Genomic DNA, 18,960 nt, shown 5'->3' with positions numbered 1-18,960 from the left:
CGCACTCAATAGTTTGGAGTGTCACGACCTAAGTCTATCCACTATCTGACAGCGGGAAATACCATGCTACTGATTTCACCATCATTGCGATAATAAATATACACTCCACCATGACTGATGATCGTGCGTTTTTTGATATCGTGGTTAAATAGAATTTTTTCTCTTTCCATATATTGCGTCAGTTCCCTATATTGACAACGATGGCGCAGAAAAACACTATCGTACTGGATTGCATTATTGGAAGCATAGTCGAGCGTGAAATATATACCTATCCGCTCCAGTGTTGCTTCAGAAAACCAGAATGTGCAAATTCCATTGATCCAGCACGCAGCATCTTCAAGACAAGTCCCGTCGCCGAACACTGCGGGTGGCCCTGCCAGCGCCAAAACTTCCGTCTTGCTCATGCCAATTCTGACACCACCGAAATTGGCCGCGCACAAAAAATCATTTAAACCCACCTGCAAATGCGGCTCAAGCTTGACGATATTTACTGAGATATCTTCGCAATGCGTCAATAAATCTTCACTCGCAGAAAGTGGACAAGCGCACGCTATACAGACGATGGAATCAGATGGCGAATACTTCCCGCACATTTCGCAAATCATCATGGTTTTGGCATCAATCAAACAAATCCAGATTAGTCGGCACAATAATCTGCGGCTTCTTGGGCTTGATGATCTTCGCTACCTTCTCGACTACAGGCTTGGGCGCAAAGTCGGCAAACATGCGATCAGCGGGGTAAGGCCGCAAGAAGGCGCGGGCGAATTCGGGGTCGCGGCAGGATAGCCAGTCATCAAAATCTTCTGGCGGCACGATGACGAGCGAGCGTTTTTCTTCGCCGGGTTTGTGGAAGCGCTTCATCAGCGGGTGCTCGTCGGCATTGATGGTGATCTGGGTGAAGGAATAGCTGACGCTGCCATCTTCCTGTGGCCATTCCTTGTACAGGCCCGCTACGGCAAAGTCAGGTTCTTCAATGAGGCCTATGCGCCAGCGTTCTGCTTCGCCGCTCTCATAATTGGGCTCAAAAAAGTGTTGCATGGGCACCAGGCAGAGCTTACCGCTGTGCCAGGATGGCGCATAACTGCGCAACGATCCCAGCGTCTCTGCCCTGGCATTCATGGTGGAGAATCGCTTGACACCGGGCTGCATTCTGGACTTGGGTATCATGCTGTACGCGCCCAGCAAGGCCTGGCGATTGCCCCCGGCATCATGCACGACGATGGGGGCGTGGTAGTCTTGCCAGACCTCTGCGCTCCATGGGCCTATGCCCTTGATATTGGCTTTGAAGTATGCCATGCGTTCTTGGGGCGTTGAGGTGAAATTGATGCACATAGAGATTGGTGGTTGATGTCGCTGCCTGAAGGTTTGTGCGCATTTTCTCACAGCTTGCAAGTTTGTGAAAACCGCGGCCGATGATTGCAGATTAATGCCAAAGCAGAATGCACCAATCACTCAGCGACCCTTTTTTGTGGTCACTGAAGTTGCTGCATTTTCCAAGGCACCATGTTTCAAAATAACGGCAATCAACTTGGCTTCCTCCGCAGTGGCATTCACGGAAATTCTCAACATGCCATTTGTGATGGGTAAAGACAATCTTGCCTGAGGTCAGCTGACAACTACAGAAAGCAACTGAAGAAGCCAATGGCCGCCCCTGCATTGTTTGAATTTGATGGTTTTGATGCAGATGAGGATGTGGATGAAGATCAAAATGAAGATGAAGATGAAGTCGATGATGGCAAATAATTTTTGATCCACGCAGCGTGAATAGACACGCGTATTCGTGCAACACGCATAGGTTGCATAGAGTGCATTCTCGGGAACTGATTTCTACCTTGTCCGCATCTAGTTTTATAATCACGGCTGGTGCCTTGCAACATCCCTTATTCTTTGCTTCACAAAGGCAAGCCTGAATCTCGTTTTTTTATCTGAAAGAAAAGATGTCCTCACCTCAAGAAGTAAACCTTCATATAGCAGCAGACGTAAAATCTCTGACATTGAAGATATCTTGCACGTCAAGTCTGCGCCGGTAGGTTACTTTTCGGATGAATGTGCAAATGCGGCTGTCGGGCAAATCATGCTGAGATTTGGTGAGCCACACTGGGAATCAAGCAATATGAGCAATAACCAGCCATTTAACCTAAAAATCGCATTTGATTGCCAAAAATTCTGGGTACGCTCTCGTGAAATACTCGTCATGCAATTATGCAAAGACCTTTATCTAAAATTTGGAGGATATTATCTTGTATCTCGCGATGACTCGCCCATTGTTTTTTGGCTTGGCGATGTAGGTTTTTTCCTTAACGAAGCCGACCGAAATTACTATGACTGGTTTCCCCATAATTTCATCAATAGGGATTTTGTCGCCCGCTCTTTTAATACCTGAACGATGACGTAAAGCCATTTTCCTCATGCCAAATAGTGTTGTGGTATGGGGTTGTGGTCTTAAAGTATCAGTTTTTCGTTACTAAATTAATTTGACAAAAATGCTTAATACAATTCTCGAATTGCATATTTCTGCTAAGCTACCTTTAGAGCGCATTTGGACTCACTTTGGTGACGTTGTCTGGAATGATGAATCTGATGCACAAGGCATTATATGTCTTGCTGCCTTTGGCCCCATAGAAGTCAAGATCAGGCAAGCTTGGTGGAAATCAGAAAATCCTGATGATGATGGGCGATGGAATACGGCAATCTCTTTTCATTGCGAAAAGTCATGGAATGATGTTCGCATGATCTACGCCTTGGAACAGTGTTCCAATTTATACGACGATATCGGTGGGTACTATCTGGCCAAAGAAGATCGAGGAGATTTAGGCTTCATTGTAGAGGAAGGTAAACTTGTCTTGCCCGAGCGTCATAGAGATTATTTTTCTACATTCCCTATGCCATTTGATCGCATTAATTACAGCACGCCTCCTCAATTTTTTTCCCGGTAAGCATCAACGTCAGCGATTTGCGTAGATGCGGCCGAAATTCAATCGCATGCACGCAAACTGGCAACTATCTACTATCAGAAAATTTATTCATTCCCTGTCGCCCTCCACGACCCCACTCAAGGCAGCGGCGTCAACAAAAATGCCCGTTGCACGCCATTGATCTTGCCTGTGCCTGCCAGCTGGCCTGCGTCGTTGATGCGCAGGGTGGTGTAGTCGATGTCGGAGAGGCCGCTTGCGAGGCCACTGACGTCGGCAATCAAGCCATTGCTGTACAAGAAGGCCCGGCTTACTTTATTGGGATCACGATTGAGCGTGTAATAACCGATCACCTGCCCCTTGTTATTGATGGCGCGCGCATAACTATTACCTGCGGCACCTGCGGGCATACCCAAATTGAGCATGCTGCCTGCAGAATATAAAAAGGCGCGATAATCACCATTGGCGACTCTGCCCGTACCTGCGATCTGGCCCAGGTCATTAATGCCTTCAGCCGAACTGCTATTGCCACCCAAAGTGCCAAGGTCGTAAAACTGGCGGCCATCATATAAAAATGCATGGTACTCCTGACCATTATATGCGCTACCGACGACCATGCCAGAAGAGTTAATTGCTGCTGGCAAACAACTTCCCTTCACTGACAACGAGCCTATCTCAACCAGGCCGCCGCCATAAGACAGGGCACAACGCGTTTGCCCCTTTGTATTGCTGGCGCTGGCCACAATAGCACCGGCGTTATTGATGCCTACTGCCCGGCTGAAACGCCCACCCAGTGTGCCCAGATCAAGCATACCGGCAGCAGTCGCGACAAAGGCATGTTCATCATAATTAGGAAAGACGCCGTAACCCACGACCTGACCATTGTTATTGATGCCGTTGACAGCCACATACGTGCCGCCAAAGCCGCCCAGCGGTATGGTGCGGTTGGCAGTAAAGTAGCCAAACTCGATACGCAAACCGTCTGTGCTGGTCACTACGCCTGCTGCCTGGCCATTCTGGTTGACAACCTGCACTACCCCTGTGGTATTACCTACGGGGACAAGCTGACCATTCTGGCTCAGGAAGGGATAAGGTAAGCCATTTGCCCGCGCAGATGCACCACCAACCCGGCCATCTGCCGTCAAAGCATAACCGCCACTGGTACCCGATTCAAAAGCACCAAGATCAGTCAATTGCCAGCCTGCAGCGAAGCAGGAACCACTCATGGCCAGCAGCGCGCTAAAACCGCCAAGATATTTTTTAAGATTTGATTTTTTCATGAAGTCTGGTGTAAGTCCGGCCCATTGGCCGGAGCGGCATTGTGCATCTGCAGAGACAGCACAATCTGGTGGGCGCCTGCACACCCCTGTTTTATCCACCGTTGATAAAAGCTTGCAGCTATGCGCAAGCGGGTCTGCCTGATGCCGGAAAAACCATTCATGGCATCAGCGCATGGATGAGACGATATCAATCGAAGTGGGGAGATGCAAGTGGAAAACGGACATGTAGGGAGTGGTCATCGCGCAGGTTCTACCGGGATTGCAGGCTGACCTCGCCCGCTTATCCAATGAGGACAACGATATCACTTCTTGTCTTTAACATTCTCGCCGTCTCAACTGACAAGATGTTCAATCTTTGGAGAGTATGTTGCTTTGCTTGAGCCGATAGATTATCCAATTGTTCAATGCAATCACAAAGCGCATTCAATTCGTCAACGAACAAATCTATGTTGTTATGCTTAATACCGACAAAGATACCCCAGTCATCTATCAGTGACAAATTGTGGGCTTTTGCAATCGGAAAAATCACTTCACGAAACCATGACTCGGTACAAACAGGAACATTGAATAATCGCTCTTGATCATTCAGCGGCATCTGCACCGTTGCTGTTACACTCATCGTTAGCCTTTGGGTTTTCGATCATAAATTACTTTAAAAATTAAAGCAGGACATAGGGTGAGAGCGGTCTGCATCATTCTGACTTTTTGCTTGCTTTTAGGAATGCTGATATGGGCCGCAGATTCACCTAACGAAGTGCCTGGACGCGGACGCAAAACGGCAATAATGGCGGGTCAAAAGGCACATACACCGCCTCTATCGCATACCCCACAAACGCCTCTGGCTTGGAAAGACAGCGCACCAGCGTCTTGCCATTGTCCAGCTTGCGGCTCGATTGCGCCATGACGCTGGCGCTCAGCACTTGCTCAACCGCTGCGATGTCAGAAGAAAAATTGGGGACTTCATAAACGATGATGGGTAACATCATCTACTCCAGCAATGATAAAAAACAATCAAGCGCCGCTTAAGATTCTGGCAGAACAGGAGGGACAGGCGACATAGGGGGCGCAGGGGGAATAGCAATGATGGGATACTCACAGAAAGCACCGGTTTTTTTGCCGGTAAAACGTATGCTCCCATCCTGGTATTTGCCAAACGTCATCCATTCCTGACGCCTGCTCAGAACTGCCCGGTAACAATGAGTGAGCCTGGCAGTGCTGGCACTGGCAGTGACAGCCTTGTCTATCACGGACGTCGCCACGGCTGCCCTGTCCATGGCAGCCGTATCAAGTTCAGGCAGGCACTCTTTCATCTCGCCATCTTCCACCACCAGCGCATGCAGCCTGGACTTGTCTTCCAGAATGTCGCGATAAGCTCCCCATGTAAAACCCGCCTTGCGCAACATCGCAAGCCCGCTCAGTTCTGCCATATTCTTGATCTGCATGGCAGTGTCGAGAGGTATTTCTGGAGAGACTTCTGTCCATTGCTGGCCTGGATAAAATTGCTCGCGATAATCTACTAACGGACACTGTCCTTTGCCGTTGCTGCGTGCGGCAAATTTCCTGGTTTTGCTGTCACGGAAATGCCATGCATGGTTTTCCCATGCGATGCTCACCTCATCAAACAGGCAAGCTTTGCCGTTTGCAGTATTGTCAGTTTTTGCAGTGTTTGCTATCACTGGCTTGTTCACCACAAATGCTTCCCGTCTGGAAAAACAGCGTACCAGCGTCATGCCATTGTCCAGTTTGAAGCTCGATTGCGCCATCAGCCTGGCGCTCAAGACTTGATCTACTGGAGCAACGTCACAAAAATGGACGGGCGCTTCATGCAAGGTGATGGGTACGGCCATTATTTCCTCCAAAAATCCCAGATACTGCGGGGTTCTTCTTGCCTGGCTGGATAATTGCGATAATTATCGACCAGTATCTTGTAGTCTTTCTCGCCTGGCCCCGGTGAGCGGATAAAATCCGATGCATATGACATGATGCCTGGTCTGTTTGAAAGATCAAGGTTCTTGAATTTTTCATGACCACGCCCCATGGCATGCAAAACTTCATGTTTGGTCGTTATATAGTCGTGATTTCGTGGTAGCCTCAGTACACCATTTAAATAATCACCACCAGTATCTTTACCCGCTATTTTTTGAAAAGCAGCGTCATCCATGATGTCCATCGTAAAAGCAACAGGTTCCTCTTTTTTTGCGAGATGGAAATCGATGTTCATACCATAATTACCTTCTTTTCCGTTCAGCAAATTCGCCTGCCTGATCGCCAGATCACAATCAGGCACAGTACCCCGACATGCTACTGCGGCGCTGCCAGTGAGCACATTATCAGCAACTTTCAGGTTTTGCAAATTGCGCAACTGTGGGCCACTCCATTCACGCAGGGTGTCTGGCGGAGGCTCAGGGCTATTGGCTATATGCTATATGCTGAGAAACATACCACTGCAGTTTTCTTAAATTCTCTGGTGCTAATCTTGAATAATATGGGCTACCCGTTTTGGCAAAGTCTGCATAGTCTGCGTTAGGGAATTGGGTCTCGTCCAGGCCAAAGTCATTTTTTATCATCTGGCGTTGCACCCAGATAGCTTCCTGAGCACGACTCAGTCCTGGTGGCGGCATGTCCAGTCGCTTATGCTTTTGCAGTGCATCGGCCAGCACGCCTGTGTATCCTGCTGCCTTGGCCAGGCCCTCTTCATTGGTATACATGGCAGGCCCCATAGGCTGCACACCGTACTCGCCCCATGATGCTGGCCCTTGATCGTCATCTCGCATTTCACCGCGTTGCCAGCTATTGAAGGGCAAATCTGCCTGCTGTCGAGTACGCAACAGCAAGGAATCATCAGTGTCACTCATGCCGCCTGCCAGTGTCAGCGCGCCCTGCTGCGGCAAAGAAGCTGCCTGCGCCTCATCAGAACGTCCGGCTGTCTCTAGTGCAGCCATGCCAGCTTGTGAGCTGCTGTCACCACCTGGTAATTCTAAAAAATCAGCTTGCTCATTTTCCAGACCGTCATCCAGAACTGGAAAAAAATAGGGCAAGCCATCCCTGCCTGTATAGGTGCTTCTTATCATGTCATCCTTGATTATGGTGGTGGCACGGCGATTTCTGTGTCTGTTTTTCTGACTGCACCTTGTGCTTACACTGATGCACTTACCTGTCAGTATTCTTCTTCATCAAAATAAGTTTCGTCATGTTTCCATAAGGGACGCGCCTCCCAGTCTCTCAGATAATGTTGTTCAGGACTAAAGAACAGGCTGACATGCATCACGGCATCCAACTCCACCTGCTTATCTTGAACAAAAGAGCGATAACAACTGGCTCCCTGAAACATGTGGATGGGGCAGGCTCCTTCTGCAAGACGGGTATTCCAGGCCTGGTAAGCGGCGTTTTTATTGCATGCAGAGGTCTTTGGATAATCTTCCCAGGCAAATTCAAAATATTCTTCGCACTGCTGCGGCGTAGCCGCAGCTTTTGATTTTGATTTTGGTTTCATTTTTTTTATTGGTAGATTGTGTACTGGTTTATCGTTCCTCGTTACTGGTTCATGGTTATTGGTTGCGATCTGTGCAGTTTGCAATGTCGCCTCTGATCTTGTTTCTGATTTCAGAGGCGCAAGCTTTGCATGAGCGGGTCTCCCCTTGCTGTTTTGCTCAAACTCTTCATCTGTCTCTGACGCCAAGTTTGCTCTGGCACCACCCCAGCGTGCCTTGTTGGCAGACTTGGCACGATCGGCTTTGGCCCAGTATAAGGCCAGCTCTTCTTCACAACGGCTATGGGTATGACCTGCATCCGAAATCACAAAGAAATCAGACAAGACATCAGTCACTTCACGCATATATTCGCGCATGCCTATCAAGCGTGCGACTTTTTCAGGGTCGGCTGGCAAGGCGGCTTCAGTTGTGTAGTACAGGTCCAGCATGCGGCGGTAAGACAGGTCTTCCAGCAAGCTCAGGTGACGGGTGTGGGACGCATAATCGCCCAGGTGGAAGGGATAAAAATTCATACACACCCCCCTCTAGCACTGGTATTGTGATTGCGAAATGCAGGATAAATGGCCTGCCCCGCAAATGACCGGGCGTGACTGTACACTTGAATCAGGATATTCAATGAAAACCTCATTAATAAAAATAGTGATGCACAGGTCAGGACAACCCGTGCGGAAAATAGTCTATGTGTAAACTGAAAAGCAACGCGAGTTGATGTACGGTCCGGCGCGTTGCGAGATAGGTTAAAACGTCGTGTAATGCGTAGTTTGAATGCGTGCCGTGATTGCACGCAGTGATGCTATGTAAAAACGCTGTGTAAAAATGCTGTTCAGAAAACCGGGTATTGACACCAGCCTGCAGAAAGATAAACTGAAGATACACTTTCCCCGCAAAGATGCATATTACACAAACTGTGCACATCCTCCAAATTTTTCTTAAGTCAGTCTACAACGCAGAAAAGGTCGACAGAAAACCCAGGGGGAAACATGGCGCGATGCCAGTAACCAAGCTTTTTTGCCGTCACCCCAGTACAATACAAGCTGCTTCCTTTATCCTCATCCACAATATAATGCCGGTTAAATTTCACCCCCTTTTCTGCCTGGCCCTGACGCTGCCTGCCATATATAGTCCAAGCGCTCTGGCTTCTACCGAGAAACAGGCGACTGTAACCAGCCCTCAGCTAAAAAAGCAGTTATCAGCCACTGAAACAGAGGCCAATAACTTGCGCAAACAGGCAGCAGAGAACCCTGACAAATACCTGCCCCAGCTGATCACGGCCATTACCCGGCAGGGCGCTATTTATCATAAGGAAAACCGCTATCAGGAAGCGCATTCAGCCTATGAAGAGGCGCTGGAGCTCTGTAACAAGGTAGAGGCCGGCAAAGCAGAAACCTACCAGGCACACCTGTATATGCTGCTCAATAATCTGGCGTTGCTGTATCAGGCAGAAAAAAACTGGCCACAGACCAGGGTTCATTTTGAAAAAGCAGTTGCCGTCAGCCGCCTGCAGGTAGAAAAAAACCATGATGCTTACTTGCCACAATTGACTTCTGTCCTGCATAACCTGGCAGATGATTACAAAGAACAGACTTTGCGCCCGCAAGCGCTGGCTGCCTATAACGAGGTCATCGCCGACTATCGCGAGCTGATACAGAAAGATGCCTATACCTACACGCCAAGACTGGCCAGCGCATTTTTTCATGCAGGCGTGGTTCAGTATCAGGAGAAAAACTTTCCTGAAGCAAGACAGATGTTTGAAGAATCAATTGCGTCTTACCGTCTTGCGGTAGTAAAAGAAGAAAAATTCAAACCGGAATTGGCCCTCAGTCTGTCCAATCTTGGCATCACGAATAAAGCCGACAACAAATACGCTGCAGCACGAGCAACTTTTGATGAAGCCATTGCCATCTACCAGGCTGAAAAGCAAAAAAGCGCCCATACCCAGTATGTCCATGCCAACTCCGTCAGAAGCCTGGGGGATTTGAATGCCATCGAAAACAAACGGGCCCAGGCGCAAGCATCCTACGAAGAAGCAGCCAATATCTATAGGCAAATCCCTGCCAGTTACGCTGACGAGGCCCGTCCATCGTTTGCAGCGGCCCTCATAGAACTGGCGCACATTTACAAGCAGAATAATTTTCAAGCGCAAGCAATCAGTACATTTACTGAGGCTATCGCCAATTATCGCCAGCTAAGCCAGATAGATGCGCTGACCTACACACCCAAGCTGGCCAATGCGCTGCTTAATCTGGGCTTTGTCCTGCATAATGATAGAAAATATGCAGAAGCAAAAAAAACTTATGAAGAATCCGTCAGTTTTTACCGCCTTGCGGCATTAAAAGAAACCAGGTTCAATGCCGGGCTTGCCTTAGCCCTGAGTAATATTGCACTCATCGATAAACTTGATAATAAAAACCCTGAAGCGCGCCAGGCTTTTGATGAATCCATTGCCCTTTATAAGGAGGATATAAAAAACAATCCGGCGTCCCTGCATGGCTATGCCGTGACACTGGAGAGCTACGCTGAACTCAACAAGAAAGAGAGCAAGCTGGCGCTGGCACAGGCGGCTTATGAAGAAGCCGTCAGCGTTTATAAGCAAGAGCTGGCGACAGAGCCAGCACAGGCCTTGCCTGCCTTGCCTGCCTTGACAACTGCGCTCATCAGTCTGGGTGACTTGTACCGGCAAATGCGGCTGTCTGACAAGGCAATTGCTGCCTACGGTGAGGTCGTCGCCAACTACCGGCAGTTAATCCAGAAAGATGCTAGTACCTATACACCCAGGCTGGCGAGCGCCTATTTTTATCTGGGAGTACTGCATGTCAACGAAGACAAATATGCAGAGGCAAGACAGGCATATCAGGAATCCGTCAATTTTTACCGTATTGCGATAGGAAAAGAACCCAGGTTCAAGCCTGAACTTGCCCTGAGTATTTCCAATCTTGGTATCAGCTACAAGAATGACAAAAAATTTACCGAAGCGCGGCTGGCGCTTGATGAGGCCATCGCCATCTACCGTGCAGAAAGCCAGAAGAGCGCCCATACCCTGTATGCCTATGGCGACACGCTCAAAAACCTGGGCGACCTGAACCTTTTAGAAAAAAAGCAGGCACAAGCGCAAACAACCTACGAAGAAGCCGTCACTACCTATCGCCTGGTACCAGCCAGCTATGCCGACCAGGCAAGGCCCAACTTTGCAGCAACACTCAATGAGCTCGCAGAGATCTACAAGCAGACAGGGCAAAGCGATAAGGCGCGCGTGATTTATGAAGAAGCCGTCGTTCAATGGCGCAAACTTGCTGTCAAAACACCAGCGTATTATCAAAGGAGACTGGCAGATACGCAATTGTCGCTCGGTTTGATTTATTACAATGAACGTAAAAATCAAGAGGCACAGCAGGCGCTTGAAGAAGCCATCAGTATGTATGGCGCGCAGGTAGAAAAATATCCTGAGCTGACGCACAATCTTGCAGTCAGCTATTTAAACCTCGGCGATGCTGCGCTCGTCAACAAGCAAACCCAAAAAGCCTATACCGCCTATGGCGAAGCCCTGGCCCTTTACCGCAAACTGCTCAAGAAAGATAGTGACACTTATTTGCCACCACTGACCAGCTTGCTGGTCAACATGGCAGAGATAGACCTGACGCAAAAACGCAATACAGAAGCTTACCCGGCGCTGGAAGAAGCGGCAGCCAATTACCGCAAGCTCTCGGCTAAGGATGCAGCCTCAGCGCAGCGGTATGCGAAAAAGCTTGCCAGCGTCTTGAGCCAGTTTGGCTACCTGAATCTGAACAACAAGCCACCACTGGCCGAAGCAATATACACTGAAGCCCTGGCTATTTACCGCCCGCTTGCTGCCAGAGAACCGCTTTACCTGCATGATCTTGCGTCGGTACAAGTCAGGCTGGCCATGGCCTTCAACAATCAGAGAAAGACGGTCCTGGCGCGACCTCTGTTGGAAGACGCTATCGCCAATTATCGCAAACTGGTCCAGCAAAAACCAGAATTGACGGATGAACTGATCTTTACGCAGTCACAACTGGGTGAGCTCAATCTGAAAGAATTTCACATCGATGATGCCCGCAAGATGTATGCAGAAATACTCGCACTTTCCCGCCAGCAAATTGACAAAAACCCGGCTACTGAAAAGCGCAAACTAGCATGGGTGCTTGCCAGACTGGGCACGTTCAATATCATCGGCAAAGACCTGATACAGGGCCGTATTTTTTTGAATGAAGCAATCAGTATCTATCGACTGGATTACGCACAACGCAGCGACACTGTCAATGAATTTGCGATGGCCCTGTATGGCCTGGGTTTGCTCAACGAGGCAGATAACAGAGCCTCAGGCGCAATCAAAGCTTTCAGTGAAGCCAGCACCCTGCTGCAAGAGCAAAAGCAGTTAAGTCCTGCCCTGCAAGCTGAACTGGCCAAAATACTCCACAGCCTGGCGACCGTCGAGTTTACCGAAAAGCGTCTCAAAGATGCACAGGACCATATCAATGCAGCGCTGGCTGTCCGCAGGCAATTGGCAAAGAATGACACTGAACCTGGGCAGCAAGACCTGATCGACGATCTTGCCCTGCTCTCCAGCATTCATATGCTCAACAAGGATTTGCCCAAAGTCAGGCAAGTCTATGCAGAAATCACACAGCTTGTTGAGCGCACAGGGTCGCTGCCACCTAAAACCCAGGCCCGCGTCGATATAATCAAGCTCTTTATCAAAAATACCAAGGGCTTATAGGGATTTTACTTCGTACCAAAATCAGGTTCATAGCACGCCTGCCTGGGTGTGCTGGCCTGACAAAGGCCTGACCAACCATGCAACCATGCCGGGCCTTGCTGCTGAAACTCATTAGTGACGTATGAGGGCCCACATCATCAGCGCCCTGGAGCCGACACATGCCCCACTTCATAGGCCTGCACATGATCAGGCAAACCTGCAGCTTGCGCGGCAGATGCATCACGCCATAAAGTAAAGCGCACCTCTGTCCATGCATTCGGATCAAAAGCCACCAGCATTGCCAGCGCACCGGCTTGCTGGCTGATGTTTTTTACGGCGGCAGTTTCAAGCTCGCGCAAAGCGCCAAGATCTGTGTAAGCCGCAATCTGACTGATCTCGCGCGTAGCAAATGTCGCGCTGCGCACCTGCGCATCCACATAACTATGCCACACCGACCACTGCCTGACCGCAGGCCAGCCAAAAGCTTGCGACACCGCCTTGAAGCCATCGCCGCAGATGAAATTATTCAAACCTTCATTGTCATGCCAGAGGTAAAAAGGCGCATAGGCATTATGGCTGGATGCCGTGGGTTCCTGGCCTTTGCTCGCATGCAGATAGGCCTTGAAAGCCAGGCCAGGGAAGTTATCCAGCATATGCCCCTTGCTGGCAATGCGCTGACGCACGATGTCCATGTCGTAGTCGGCAGGGAGGGTGAAGTTGTATTGCATGGCGATCATGTTGGGTGTCCTTTTTTATTTGAGTTGATGGGGAAATTTTTCTTGTAGCTGGCAATTGTTGTAGGCGACGGATTGTAGGTTGGGCTACGCTTTACCAGCCCAACACTGGGCCTTTAATAAAATGTATACTTTATTCAAGCGCCGAGTGTTGGGCTGATACCCCGTAGCCCAACCTACGCAATTGCACTACCTCACTCATACCGCGCCACCCCGTCATACATCACACCGCCACTAAACGACCAGTCCTCCGCTGCGGTAGTATTGATAATGACCAGCACATCCTCAGCGCGGATACCTGGCGACACTCCCAGCAACTCCACCAGCCTGCCGTAAAACGTCGCCTTGGTCGCAGCACTGCGCTGGCGGCCAGCGGTGATCTGTATCAACACAAAATCATCCGACCTTGGCTTGTTCTGGTGACTGAGATAATCACGGTCAAACACCAGTTCATTCACTTCATGCTGATGGATGACCTGGAAGCGGTCCTTGAGTGGCACTTCATATGCTTCCACCAGTGCCTGATGCAAAGCATCCGACACCGCTTGCAGGTATTCAGGTGATTTACCCTTTAACAGGGATACACGGCTCATGGGCATGATTTACTCCTTTGATTTTGCTGTGGTTTAATTGGCAGACAATTAGCAGACAATTGGCGCAGCGCGGTGACAGCCGATGCCGCCGTTGGCCAACCCGCATAAAACGCCAGGTGGGTGATGACCTCGACCAGCTCTGCATGGGTGATGCCGTTGTCCAACGCGCGCTGCATGTGAAAGGGCAATTGCTCGCTGCGATTCAGCGCGATCAGGGTGGCAACTGTGATCAGGCTGCGTTCACGCGCGGCCAGGCCCGGCCTTTGCCAGATGTCATCGAATAAAACAGTGTCGGTCAGCTCGGCAAACTTGGGGGCGATGTCACCCATGAGTTCGCGGGCGATGGTGCTGGGCGTGGTATTCGATTTGATATTGAGTGCGGTGCTGGCTGGCATGTGAGAACTCCATAAGAGTGATTGACAAGTACAAGATACCCGACTATCTTCATCCATAAAATCAGATAATTTCAAACCCATCATTCCAAAAATCGGGATGGACAAAAAATAAACAAAAGGAGCAAGCCAGTGAGCAAGATCACCTTTGACCTTGATGTCATGCGCACCTTTGTGACTGGCATAGAGCTGGGCAGCTTTGCCAAGGCGGCAGACAGGCTGGGTCGCTCTACCTCTGCGGTCAGCGCCCAGCTCAAGAAACTCGAAGACCAGGTCGGCAGCCCCATCCTGCGCAAATCTGGCCGTGGCATGCTGCCCACGGCTGTGGGCGAAACCCTGCTGGCCTATGGCCGCCGCCTGCTGGAACTTAATGACGAAGCTGCTGCTGCCGTGCGTGGCGTTGATCTCGAAGGCTGGATCAGGCTGGGCATACCTGAAGACTTTGGCGAACGCATACTCACCGACGTGCTGGGCCGCTTTGCCCGCGCCCACCCGAGGGTCAGGATAGAAGCCAAAATCGCCCGCAATGCCACCCTGCTCGACCTCATCACTGGCGGCCAACTCGATCTGGCGCTGACCTGGGATGGTGGCATCAGCACCCCGCACAGCGAACACCTGCGTAACTTTGCCATGCACTGGATAGGCGCGGCAGACCCGCAATTGCATGCCAGCTATCCCGGCGATGAACCCCTGCCGTTGGTCGCCTTTGAAGCCCCCTGTCTCATGCGCAGTTGCGCCACCAGAGCACTTGACCATGCCAACATCCCCTGGCGCCTGTCCTTCACCAGCCCCAGCCTGTCCGGCATCTGGGCCGCCGTTGCCGCAGGCCTGGGCGTGACAGTGCGCACTGCCGCGGGTCTGCCCAAACACTTGCGTATTATCGACAGCCCTGCCCTGCCCGCCCTACCCACGCTGGGCCTGAGCCTGCACCGACTTGAGGCTGAACCGGACATGGCCGTGCAGCGTTTGCGTGCGATTATGGTGGAGACGCTGATGGAGGAAGAAATGGGGCAGCAGCTCAGGGCGGCGTGATGGCTGGCAAAATCAAGATTAGGTATTGAAAGGGCGTTGAATGGGCATATTAAATAGCTTGCAAAGCTACATTGGATTGAAAGTTGGCACTCGGCGGTTTACTCCCGTCGATAGTAATAAATTAGATCAGGCAGAAATGGAACTCGGGTTTCTATTGCCATGTAGCTTAAGGAAATTTTACCAAGCAGTCGGTTATGGCTGGCTTGCAGAAGATAATCGGCCTGACATCAGAAATTTATTTATCCATCCTTTGGATATCGTTGATCTGTATAAGGGTATTTCCGAGTTTGGGCCACCAGAACAATTTTTGCCTGGGGATGTTCCTTTTTTTGACTGTGGATCATTCAGATTTTTAGTGTTTCGACCAAATTCTGCCAATCCAGAATTCATCTATAGAGATAATGGTGACATTAATCCGGTTGCGAACAATGCAGAAGATTTAGTAGCCACACTTTTGCGAAATCCACATTTTTATGAAGAATGAGTTTTCAATATCTCTTGATTATGGACGTGCAGTTTGTCGATTCAGGTAAAGCCAGAAATCAATCAATTGATAAATTGATAAATCCCATTTTCAAATTCAGATATGATGTACGTTCTACATCTTTTTCCATCTGCCCATGCCCACTCTCAAACTGCGCCCAGTCTCTGCCTTGATACTTGCCTCCGGCCTTTTGCTGGCTGCAGCCAGCGAGGCACAGTTGCCCGCCACCTACACGCTGGACGATAAAAAACTGCTATGGGCAGAAGCCGTTTCGTATGTCAATGGCACTGAATTTGACTACGACTTGCTGCGTTTTGATCATGAAGCGGCAGCGCTTGCCTGTGACAAATATCCCTATGATTGCGTTGGTAACAAAGCCATCAACAAACAAAGTTTCCGCTTGCCTTTGCCTGCTGTTCCGCTTTACCTGAAAGACACCGTCAACAACCAGCCCAACGCTACCATCAGCAGGCCTGTGCTTGATCCAGCCAGCAAGACATGGGTCATGGTATACAGGGTATCAACCAGGCCCAGCGATTTCCCCAAAAACATCAACCCGCAAAAATGGCTTGACCAGTATGCGATGACTGCCCTGCCCGACTTGAACATGTTAAAAACCGACAGCGCCCTGACTACCCGGCGCGAACTAAGCCGTATCCACGACACGGCAGCTTTGAATGCAGCGTTAAAAGCTGGCATAGTCAACAGTAGTAACATCAACATCAAACTGGCAAATGGTTCTACCCTTTTGCGCAGGGCCGCCATTTTCAAAGAAGCAGAAATGATCGAAACGCTGCTCAAGAACGGTGCCCGTGCAGACGTATGCACGCCGCTGTGCCCCTTGAACAGCGCCATTCAAACACTGGATATCGCCATCATCAAAAAACTACTCGATGCGGGAGCCAATCCCAACGGTGGCAATGATGTCTATCGCCCCCTGACCGTCGCTGCATTGTTAGCCAATAAAGACATTGTTGATCTTTTGCTGTACAGAGGTGCAAACCCGCTCTTGCCCCAGAAAGAAGTCATATTTGGCGGTGACATTGAAAAAGCCTTGCTGCAATACGCACCTGCAGACAACCCCGCCTTTACCAGTTGGTTGCAAACAAAAATAGACCAGGCGCTGGAAAAGTCAGGCAAATACACATGGTCAGCCTGGATAGAGCAAAACGGCCAGAGGACCAAGCTCACCGACAATGCTGTCATCAAGCTCAAAACAACACCATTCAAGATTATCATGCATATCAATCCTGAGCATTCATTCAGGTTGATTTGCGCCGAGGACAAAAGCCTGTTTGAACATGCCAAAGACATCCACTTCAGGACTGACACCCTCAGCCCTTTCAAGGTTGGCGCGTCAGCCGACGACAGCAAATACCTGTCCTGCGGAAAAATTGCTCAGGAACGAGGCAAGTGGCTATTCGACGGTGCAACGAAAGAACTGAGCTATGCCGAGAAAGCCGATGAAAAGACCGGTACGCAACGCACAAAAGGCACTAACGGAAATGAATACAGCTACAACATCACCGAATTTATCAACGACCGTAACCCAGTCCCCCTGGCACAGTACAAAGGCAAGGAACTAGCCATGATGATAGGCACCGTACCCAGATCAGGCATGGGCGCAGACTACTTCCGCCCGGCCAGTTTTACGATCAAGTTTCAGTGATAGGGACTGCCGAACGAGACAATATCGTGAAACTCCATTTTGTACGCGCAAAAGCATGGGATGAGAACGACGAACTGATGGAAGAACTCCAGCCCTATGCCAGTGCTCAATTAGAAAACCCCACTTCCAACGGGTATTGGGACCCAAGAGGTTTGTTTGCCATACATATCACCAATGTCATTCAAAATATTAGTGATTGTGATAACGCAATTAGCATTATTAATTTGATCAAAAAAGAAAAATTAGCATCAAAAATTCTTTCCGACAAATATGAAATACGCAAAGCACATATCGAATCGACTGGAGTTACTTTCTTTATTCAATGTAAAAAAACAGATGAAGAAATCTATACGGGCCTGATAAGTTTAGATAAATATATGGCTGCAATTTTGCATTGGAAAGATTTTATATCCGAAAAAAATTGCATTGAGCGCATAGTTGACATACCAGACTACTAGCGTCCGTTTAATCAAACGCTTTGGCTGGGTCGATAACCATGAATCCCTTTCCATGCAAGTCCCATCGTACATTTTATACCGATCTCTTGTGGCCCGATTTGCGCAGGATTAGATGCTCATGTAGTATCTTTGGGGGAAGGAAGTTTAATTCATTCAATTCTATTTCAATAGGCATCCTCAGGAGGCAATATGAAACGTGTTGTTGGCATAGGTGGTGTGTTTTTCAAGGCAAAAGACCCGCAAGCATTAAGCGCCTGGTACCGGGATCATCTCGGCTTTGAACTCAGCCCCTGGGGTGGCGCAGTATTCGAGGTCAATGGCAGCACGACAGAAAAAACCGCCTGGTCATTATTCCCCGCCGATTCCACTTACTTCGCACCAAGTACCCAGCCTTTCATGATCAATTACCGCGTCGATGATTTACATGCCTTGCTTGCCGCTTTGCGTGCAGAAGGCTGCGATGTCGATGCCAAGGTAGATGATTCAGAATATGGCAAGTTTGGATGGGTCATGGACCCGGAGGGTAACCGGGTAGAGTTGTGGGAACCACCGAAAACCTGATGCGCAATACCCTTGTTTTCACGTATTTCCCAACGGTGCGCACGGCGCACCTCACACATGGCCGCACTCGGTAGGGAGCGCCATGCGCACCGGTTTGTCTCACATGCAATGACATTGATTCGATAGAATGGCGCGTATCAACGCCAGCATCTGATTGTCTGTCAAACGCTTACGGTCTGGTATGCCGCCACGCTTCCACGCACGATAACCACTGATGCTGACTTCCAGAGTCTCACACATGTCGGATAGCGCAAACGACTTACCCTGCGCCTTAATTCAGGCGTACTTTACAGAACATCCTTCGCGAAGTACGCCGCTGCCTTTTTTATGATGTCGTGCTCCCGTTTTAGACGAGCAACTTCAGTGCGCAGTTGAGATAATTCCATTTCTTCCGCAGTCACTACTCTGCTGCCAACACCGTTAAGTTTGCCAGAAGCAGCCTCCTTCACCCAGTTGTGTAAAGTCTGATCACTTAGTCCAAGTGCCTTGGCTGTTGCCGGGATGGAATCCCCTTCTGCTACCCGTTTGATAGCGAGTTCCTTGTATTCGACGGTATAAGCCTGTTTTGGTATCTTCTTCATTTCTTGTGCTTCCAAAGTAAGGTTATTTTACGCCATCTATGGAAGACTAAATTTCAGGG

22 protein-coding genes are annotated in these 18,960 nt (G+C 49.5%); 8 read left to right on the top strand and 14 right to left on the bottom strand.

Annotation, left to right across the window (positions count from 1 at the left end; translation table 11 throughout):
* Positions 1–41: 41 nt before the first annotated feature.
* Both ACO0LG_RS16770 and ACO0LG_RS16765 read right to left on the bottom strand, forming a co-directional pair.
* Positions 42–626 carry a hypothetical protein gene (locus tag ACO0LG_RS16770; protein ID WP_423028349.1) on the bottom strand — a complete coding sequence of 195 codons (585 nt, stop codon included), beginning with the start codon at positions 624–626 and terminating at the stop codon, positions 42–44.
* Positions 619–1,296 (bottom strand): SOS response-associated peptidase, encoded by a 678-nt coding sequence (locus ACO0LG_RS16765; protein WP_423028347.1) that lies wholly within the window; start codon positions 1,294–1,296, stop codon positions 619–621. The genes ACO0LG_RS16770 and ACO0LG_RS16765 overlap by 8 nt, the downstream gene beginning before the upstream one ends.
* Positions 1,297–2,005: 709 nt before the next feature.
* Between ACO0LG_RS16765 and ACO0LG_RS16760 the strand changes: the two genes are divergently transcribed.
* Both ACO0LG_RS16760 and ACO0LG_RS16755 read left to right on the top strand, forming a co-directional pair.
* Positions 2,006–2,383, top strand: a complete 378-nt coding sequence (locus tag ACO0LG_RS16760; RefSeq protein WP_423028345.1) for a hypothetical protein — start codon at positions 2,006–2,008, stop codon at positions 2,381–2,383.
* 100 nt (positions 2,384–2,483) lie between these two features.
* Positions 2,484–2,936, top strand: a complete 453-nt coding sequence (locus ACO0LG_RS16755) for a hypothetical protein (protein WP_423028343.1) — start codon at positions 2,484–2,486, stop codon at positions 2,934–2,936.
* Between the two features lie 116 nt (positions 2,937–3,052).
* Here ACO0LG_RS16755 and ACO0LG_RS16750 read toward each other — a convergent pair whose 3' ends face one another.
* The 7 genes from ACO0LG_RS16750 to ACO0LG_RS16720 all read right to left on the bottom strand — a co-directional run bounded on the left by ACO0LG_RS16750 (position 3,053) and on the right by ACO0LG_RS16720 (position 8,195).
* Positions 3,053–4,192, bottom strand: a complete 1,140-nt coding sequence (locus tag ACO0LG_RS16750; protein ID WP_423028341.1) for a hypothetical protein — start codon at positions 4,190–4,192, stop codon at positions 3,053–3,055.
* Between the two features lie 280 nt (positions 4,193–4,472).
* Positions 4,473–4,811 carry a hypothetical protein gene (locus tag ACO0LG_RS16745; protein WP_423028339.1) on the bottom strand — a complete coding sequence of 113 codons (339 nt, stop codon included), beginning with the start codon at positions 4,809–4,811 and terminating at the stop codon, positions 4,473–4,475.
* Between the two features lie 127 nt (positions 4,812–4,938).
* The gene (locus ACO0LG_RS16740; protein WP_423028337.1) at positions 4,939–5,175 is read right to left on the bottom strand and encodes a hypothetical protein; all 237 of its coding nucleotides are present in this window, start codon (positions 5,173–5,175) and stop codon (positions 4,939–4,941) included.
* A gap of 39 nt (positions 5,176–5,214) precedes the next feature.
* Positions 5,215–6,039: a hypothetical protein gene (locus tag ACO0LG_RS16735; protein ID WP_423028335.1), complete on the bottom strand. Its 825-nt coding sequence runs from the start codon at positions 6,037–6,039 to the stop codon at positions 5,215–5,217.
* On the bottom strand, positions 6,039–6,554 hold the full coding sequence (locus ACO0LG_RS16730) for a hypothetical protein (RefSeq protein WP_423028333.1): 516 nt from the start codon (positions 6,552–6,554) through the stop codon (positions 6,039–6,041). Before ACO0LG_RS16730 ends, ACO0LG_RS16735 begins: the two co-directional genes overlap by 1 nt.
* 46 nt (positions 6,555–6,600) lie before the next feature.
* A complete protein-coding gene (locus tag ACO0LG_RS16725; protein ID WP_423028332.1) occupies positions 6,601–7,263 on the bottom strand; it encodes a hypothetical protein in 663 nt (220 codons plus the stop codon).
* Between the two features lie 86 nt (positions 7,264–7,349).
* Complete coding sequence (locus ACO0LG_RS16720) at positions 7,350–8,195, bottom strand: YdaU family protein (protein ID WP_423028330.1); 846 nt, start codon at positions 8,193–8,195, stop codon at positions 7,350–7,352.
* Positions 8,196–8,899: 704 nt separating this feature from the next.
* On the opposite strand from ACO0LG_RS16720, the gene ACO0LG_RS16715 reads away from it, so the two are divergent.
* Positions 8,900–12,418 (top strand): tetratricopeptide repeat protein, encoded by a 3,519-nt coding sequence (locus tag ACO0LG_RS16715; protein ID WP_423028328.1) that lies wholly within the window; start codon positions 8,900–8,902, stop codon positions 12,416–12,418.
* Positions 12,419–12,555: 137 nt separating this feature from the next.
* On the opposite strand, the gene ACO0LG_RS16710 is transcribed toward ACO0LG_RS16715, so the two are convergent.
* From ACO0LG_RS16710 to ACO0LG_RS16700, 3 genes are all read right to left on the bottom strand, one after another.
* Positions 12,556–13,134 (bottom strand): DUF4865 family protein, encoded by a 579-nt coding sequence (locus tag ACO0LG_RS16710; RefSeq protein WP_423028326.1) that lies wholly within the window; start codon positions 13,132–13,134, stop codon positions 12,556–12,558.
* 191 nt (positions 13,135–13,325) lie between these two features.
* On the bottom strand, positions 13,326–13,730 hold the full coding sequence (locus tag ACO0LG_RS16705; RefSeq protein ID WP_423028324.1) for a tautomerase family protein: 405 nt from the start codon (positions 13,728–13,730) through the stop codon (positions 13,326–13,328).
* Positions 13,721–14,119 carry a carboxymuconolactone decarboxylase family protein gene (locus tag ACO0LG_RS16700; protein WP_423028322.1) on the bottom strand — a complete coding sequence of 133 codons (399 nt, stop codon included), beginning with the start codon at positions 14,117–14,119 and terminating at the stop codon, positions 13,721–13,723. The genes ACO0LG_RS16705 and ACO0LG_RS16700 overlap by 10 nt, the downstream gene beginning before the upstream one ends.
* 129 nt (positions 14,120–14,248) lie before the next feature.
* Between ACO0LG_RS16700 and ACO0LG_RS16695 the strand changes: the two genes are divergently transcribed.
* From ACO0LG_RS16695 to ACO0LG_RS16675, 5 genes are all read left to right on the top strand, one after another.
* Positions 14,249–15,148 carry a LysR substrate-binding domain-containing protein gene (locus ACO0LG_RS16695; RefSeq protein ID WP_423028320.1) on the top strand — a complete coding sequence of 300 codons (900 nt, stop codon included), beginning with the start codon at positions 14,249–14,251 and terminating at the stop codon, positions 15,146–15,148.
* A 40-nt stretch (positions 15,149–15,188) separates the two neighbouring features.
* A complete protein-coding gene (locus tag ACO0LG_RS16690) occupies positions 15,189–15,632 on the top strand; it encodes an SMI1/KNR4 family protein (RefSeq protein WP_423028318.1) in 444 nt (147 codons plus the stop codon).
* A gap of 136 nt (positions 15,633–15,768) precedes the next feature.
* Positions 15,769–17,301 carry an ankyrin repeat domain-containing protein gene (locus ACO0LG_RS16685; RefSeq protein WP_423028316.1) on the top strand — a complete coding sequence of 511 codons (1,533 nt, stop codon included), beginning with the start codon at positions 15,769–15,771 and terminating at the stop codon, positions 17,299–17,301.
* A gap of 26 nt (positions 17,302–17,327) precedes the next feature.
* On the top strand, positions 17,328–17,759 hold the full coding sequence (locus tag ACO0LG_RS16680) for a hypothetical protein (protein WP_423028314.1): 432 nt from the start codon (positions 17,328–17,330) through the stop codon (positions 17,757–17,759).
* Between the two features lie 189 nt (positions 17,760–17,948).
* On the top strand, positions 17,949–18,320 hold the full coding sequence (locus ACO0LG_RS16675) for a VOC family protein (protein ID WP_423028312.1): 372 nt from the start codon (positions 17,949–17,951) through the stop codon (positions 18,318–18,320).
* A gap of 99 nt (positions 18,321–18,419) precedes the next feature.
* Here ACO0LG_RS16675 and ACO0LG_RS16670 read toward each other — a convergent pair whose 3' ends face one another.
* Both ACO0LG_RS16670 and ACO0LG_RS16665 read right to left on the bottom strand, forming a co-directional pair.
* Complete coding sequence (locus tag ACO0LG_RS16670) at positions 18,420–18,560, bottom strand: hypothetical protein (RefSeq protein WP_423028311.1); 141 nt, start codon at positions 18,558–18,560, stop codon at positions 18,420–18,422.
* Between the two features lie 47 nt (positions 18,561–18,607).
* The gene (locus ACO0LG_RS16665; RefSeq protein WP_423028309.1) at positions 18,608–18,901 is read right to left on the bottom strand and encodes a transposase; all 294 of its coding nucleotides are present in this window, start codon (positions 18,899–18,901) and stop codon (positions 18,608–18,610) included.
* Between the last annotated feature and the right edge of the window lie 59 nt (positions 18,902–18,960).

This window comes from Undibacterium sp. Ji42W (assembly GCF_049340405.1).
In the GTDB taxonomy this organism is placed as follows: domain Bacteria; phylum Pseudomonadota; class Gammaproteobacteria; order Burkholderiales; family Burkholderiaceae_D; genus Undibacterium.
Note: the sequence above shows the minus strand (reverse complement) of the source record. Positions and strands in the feature narration are given on the sequence as shown.

Excerpts from the sequence above, each read along its gene's own strand:
- ACO0LG_RS16745 (WP_423028339.1), bottom strand. The coding sequence starts at position 4,811 with ATGAGTGTAACAGCAACGGTGCAGATGCCGCTGAATGATCAAGAGCGA.
- ACO0LG_RS16670 (WP_423028311.1), bottom strand. The coding sequence starts at position 18,560 with ATGTGTGAGACTCTGGAAGTCAGCATCAGTGGTTATCGTGCGTGGAAG.
- ACO0LG_RS16665 (WP_423028309.1), bottom strand. The coding sequence starts at position 18,901 with ATGAAGAAGATACCAAAACAGGCTTATACCGTCGAATACAAGGAACTC.
- ACO0LG_RS16700 (WP_423028322.1), bottom strand. The coding sequence starts at position 14,119 with ATGCCAGCCAGCACCGCACTCAATATCAAATCGAATACCACGCCCAGC.
- ACO0LG_RS16725 (WP_423028332.1), bottom strand. The coding sequence starts at position 7,263 with ATGATAAGAAGCACCTATACAGGCAGGGATGGCTTGCCCTATTTTTTT.
- ACO0LG_RS16710 (WP_423028326.1), bottom strand. The coding sequence starts at position 13,134 with ATGATCGCCATGCAATACAACTTCACCCTCCCTGCCGACTACGACATG.
- ACO0LG_RS16705 (WP_423028324.1), bottom strand. The coding sequence starts at position 13,730 with ATGCCCATGAGCCGTGTATCCCTGTTAAAGGGTAAATCACCTGAATAC.
- ACO0LG_RS16720 (WP_423028330.1), bottom strand. The coding sequence starts at position 8,195 with ATGAATTTTTATCCCTTCCACCTGGGCGATTATGCGTCCCACACCCGT.
- ACO0LG_RS16690 (WP_423028318.1), top strand. The coding sequence starts at position 15,189 with ATGGGCATATTAAATAGCTTGCAAAGCTACATTGGATTGAAAGTTGGC.
- ACO0LG_RS16735 (WP_423028335.1), bottom strand. The coding sequence starts at position 6,039 with ATGGCCGTACCCATCACCTTGCATGAAGCGCCCGTCCATTTTTGTGAC.
- ACO0LG_RS16750 (WP_423028341.1), bottom strand. The coding sequence starts at position 4,192 with ATGAAAAAATCAAATCTTAAAAAATATCTTGGCGGTTTTAGCGCGCTG.
- ACO0LG_RS16740 (WP_423028337.1), bottom strand. The coding sequence starts at position 5,175 with ATGTTACCCATCATCGTTTATGAAGTCCCCAATTTTTCTTCTGACATC.
- ACO0LG_RS16685 (WP_423028316.1), top strand. The coding sequence starts at position 15,769 with ATGCCCACTCTCAAACTGCGCCCAGTCTCTGCCTTGATACTTGCCTCC.
- ACO0LG_RS16755 (WP_423028343.1), top strand. The coding sequence starts at position 2,484 with ATGCTTAATACAATTCTCGAATTGCATATTTCTGCTAAGCTACCTTTA.
- ACO0LG_RS16765 (WP_423028347.1), bottom strand. The coding sequence starts at position 1,296 with ATGGCATACTTCAAAGCCAATATCAAGGGCATAGGCCCATGGAGCGCA.
- ACO0LG_RS16675 (WP_423028312.1), top strand. The coding sequence starts at position 17,949 with ATGAAACGTGTTGTTGGCATAGGTGGTGTGTTTTTCAAGGCAAAAGAC.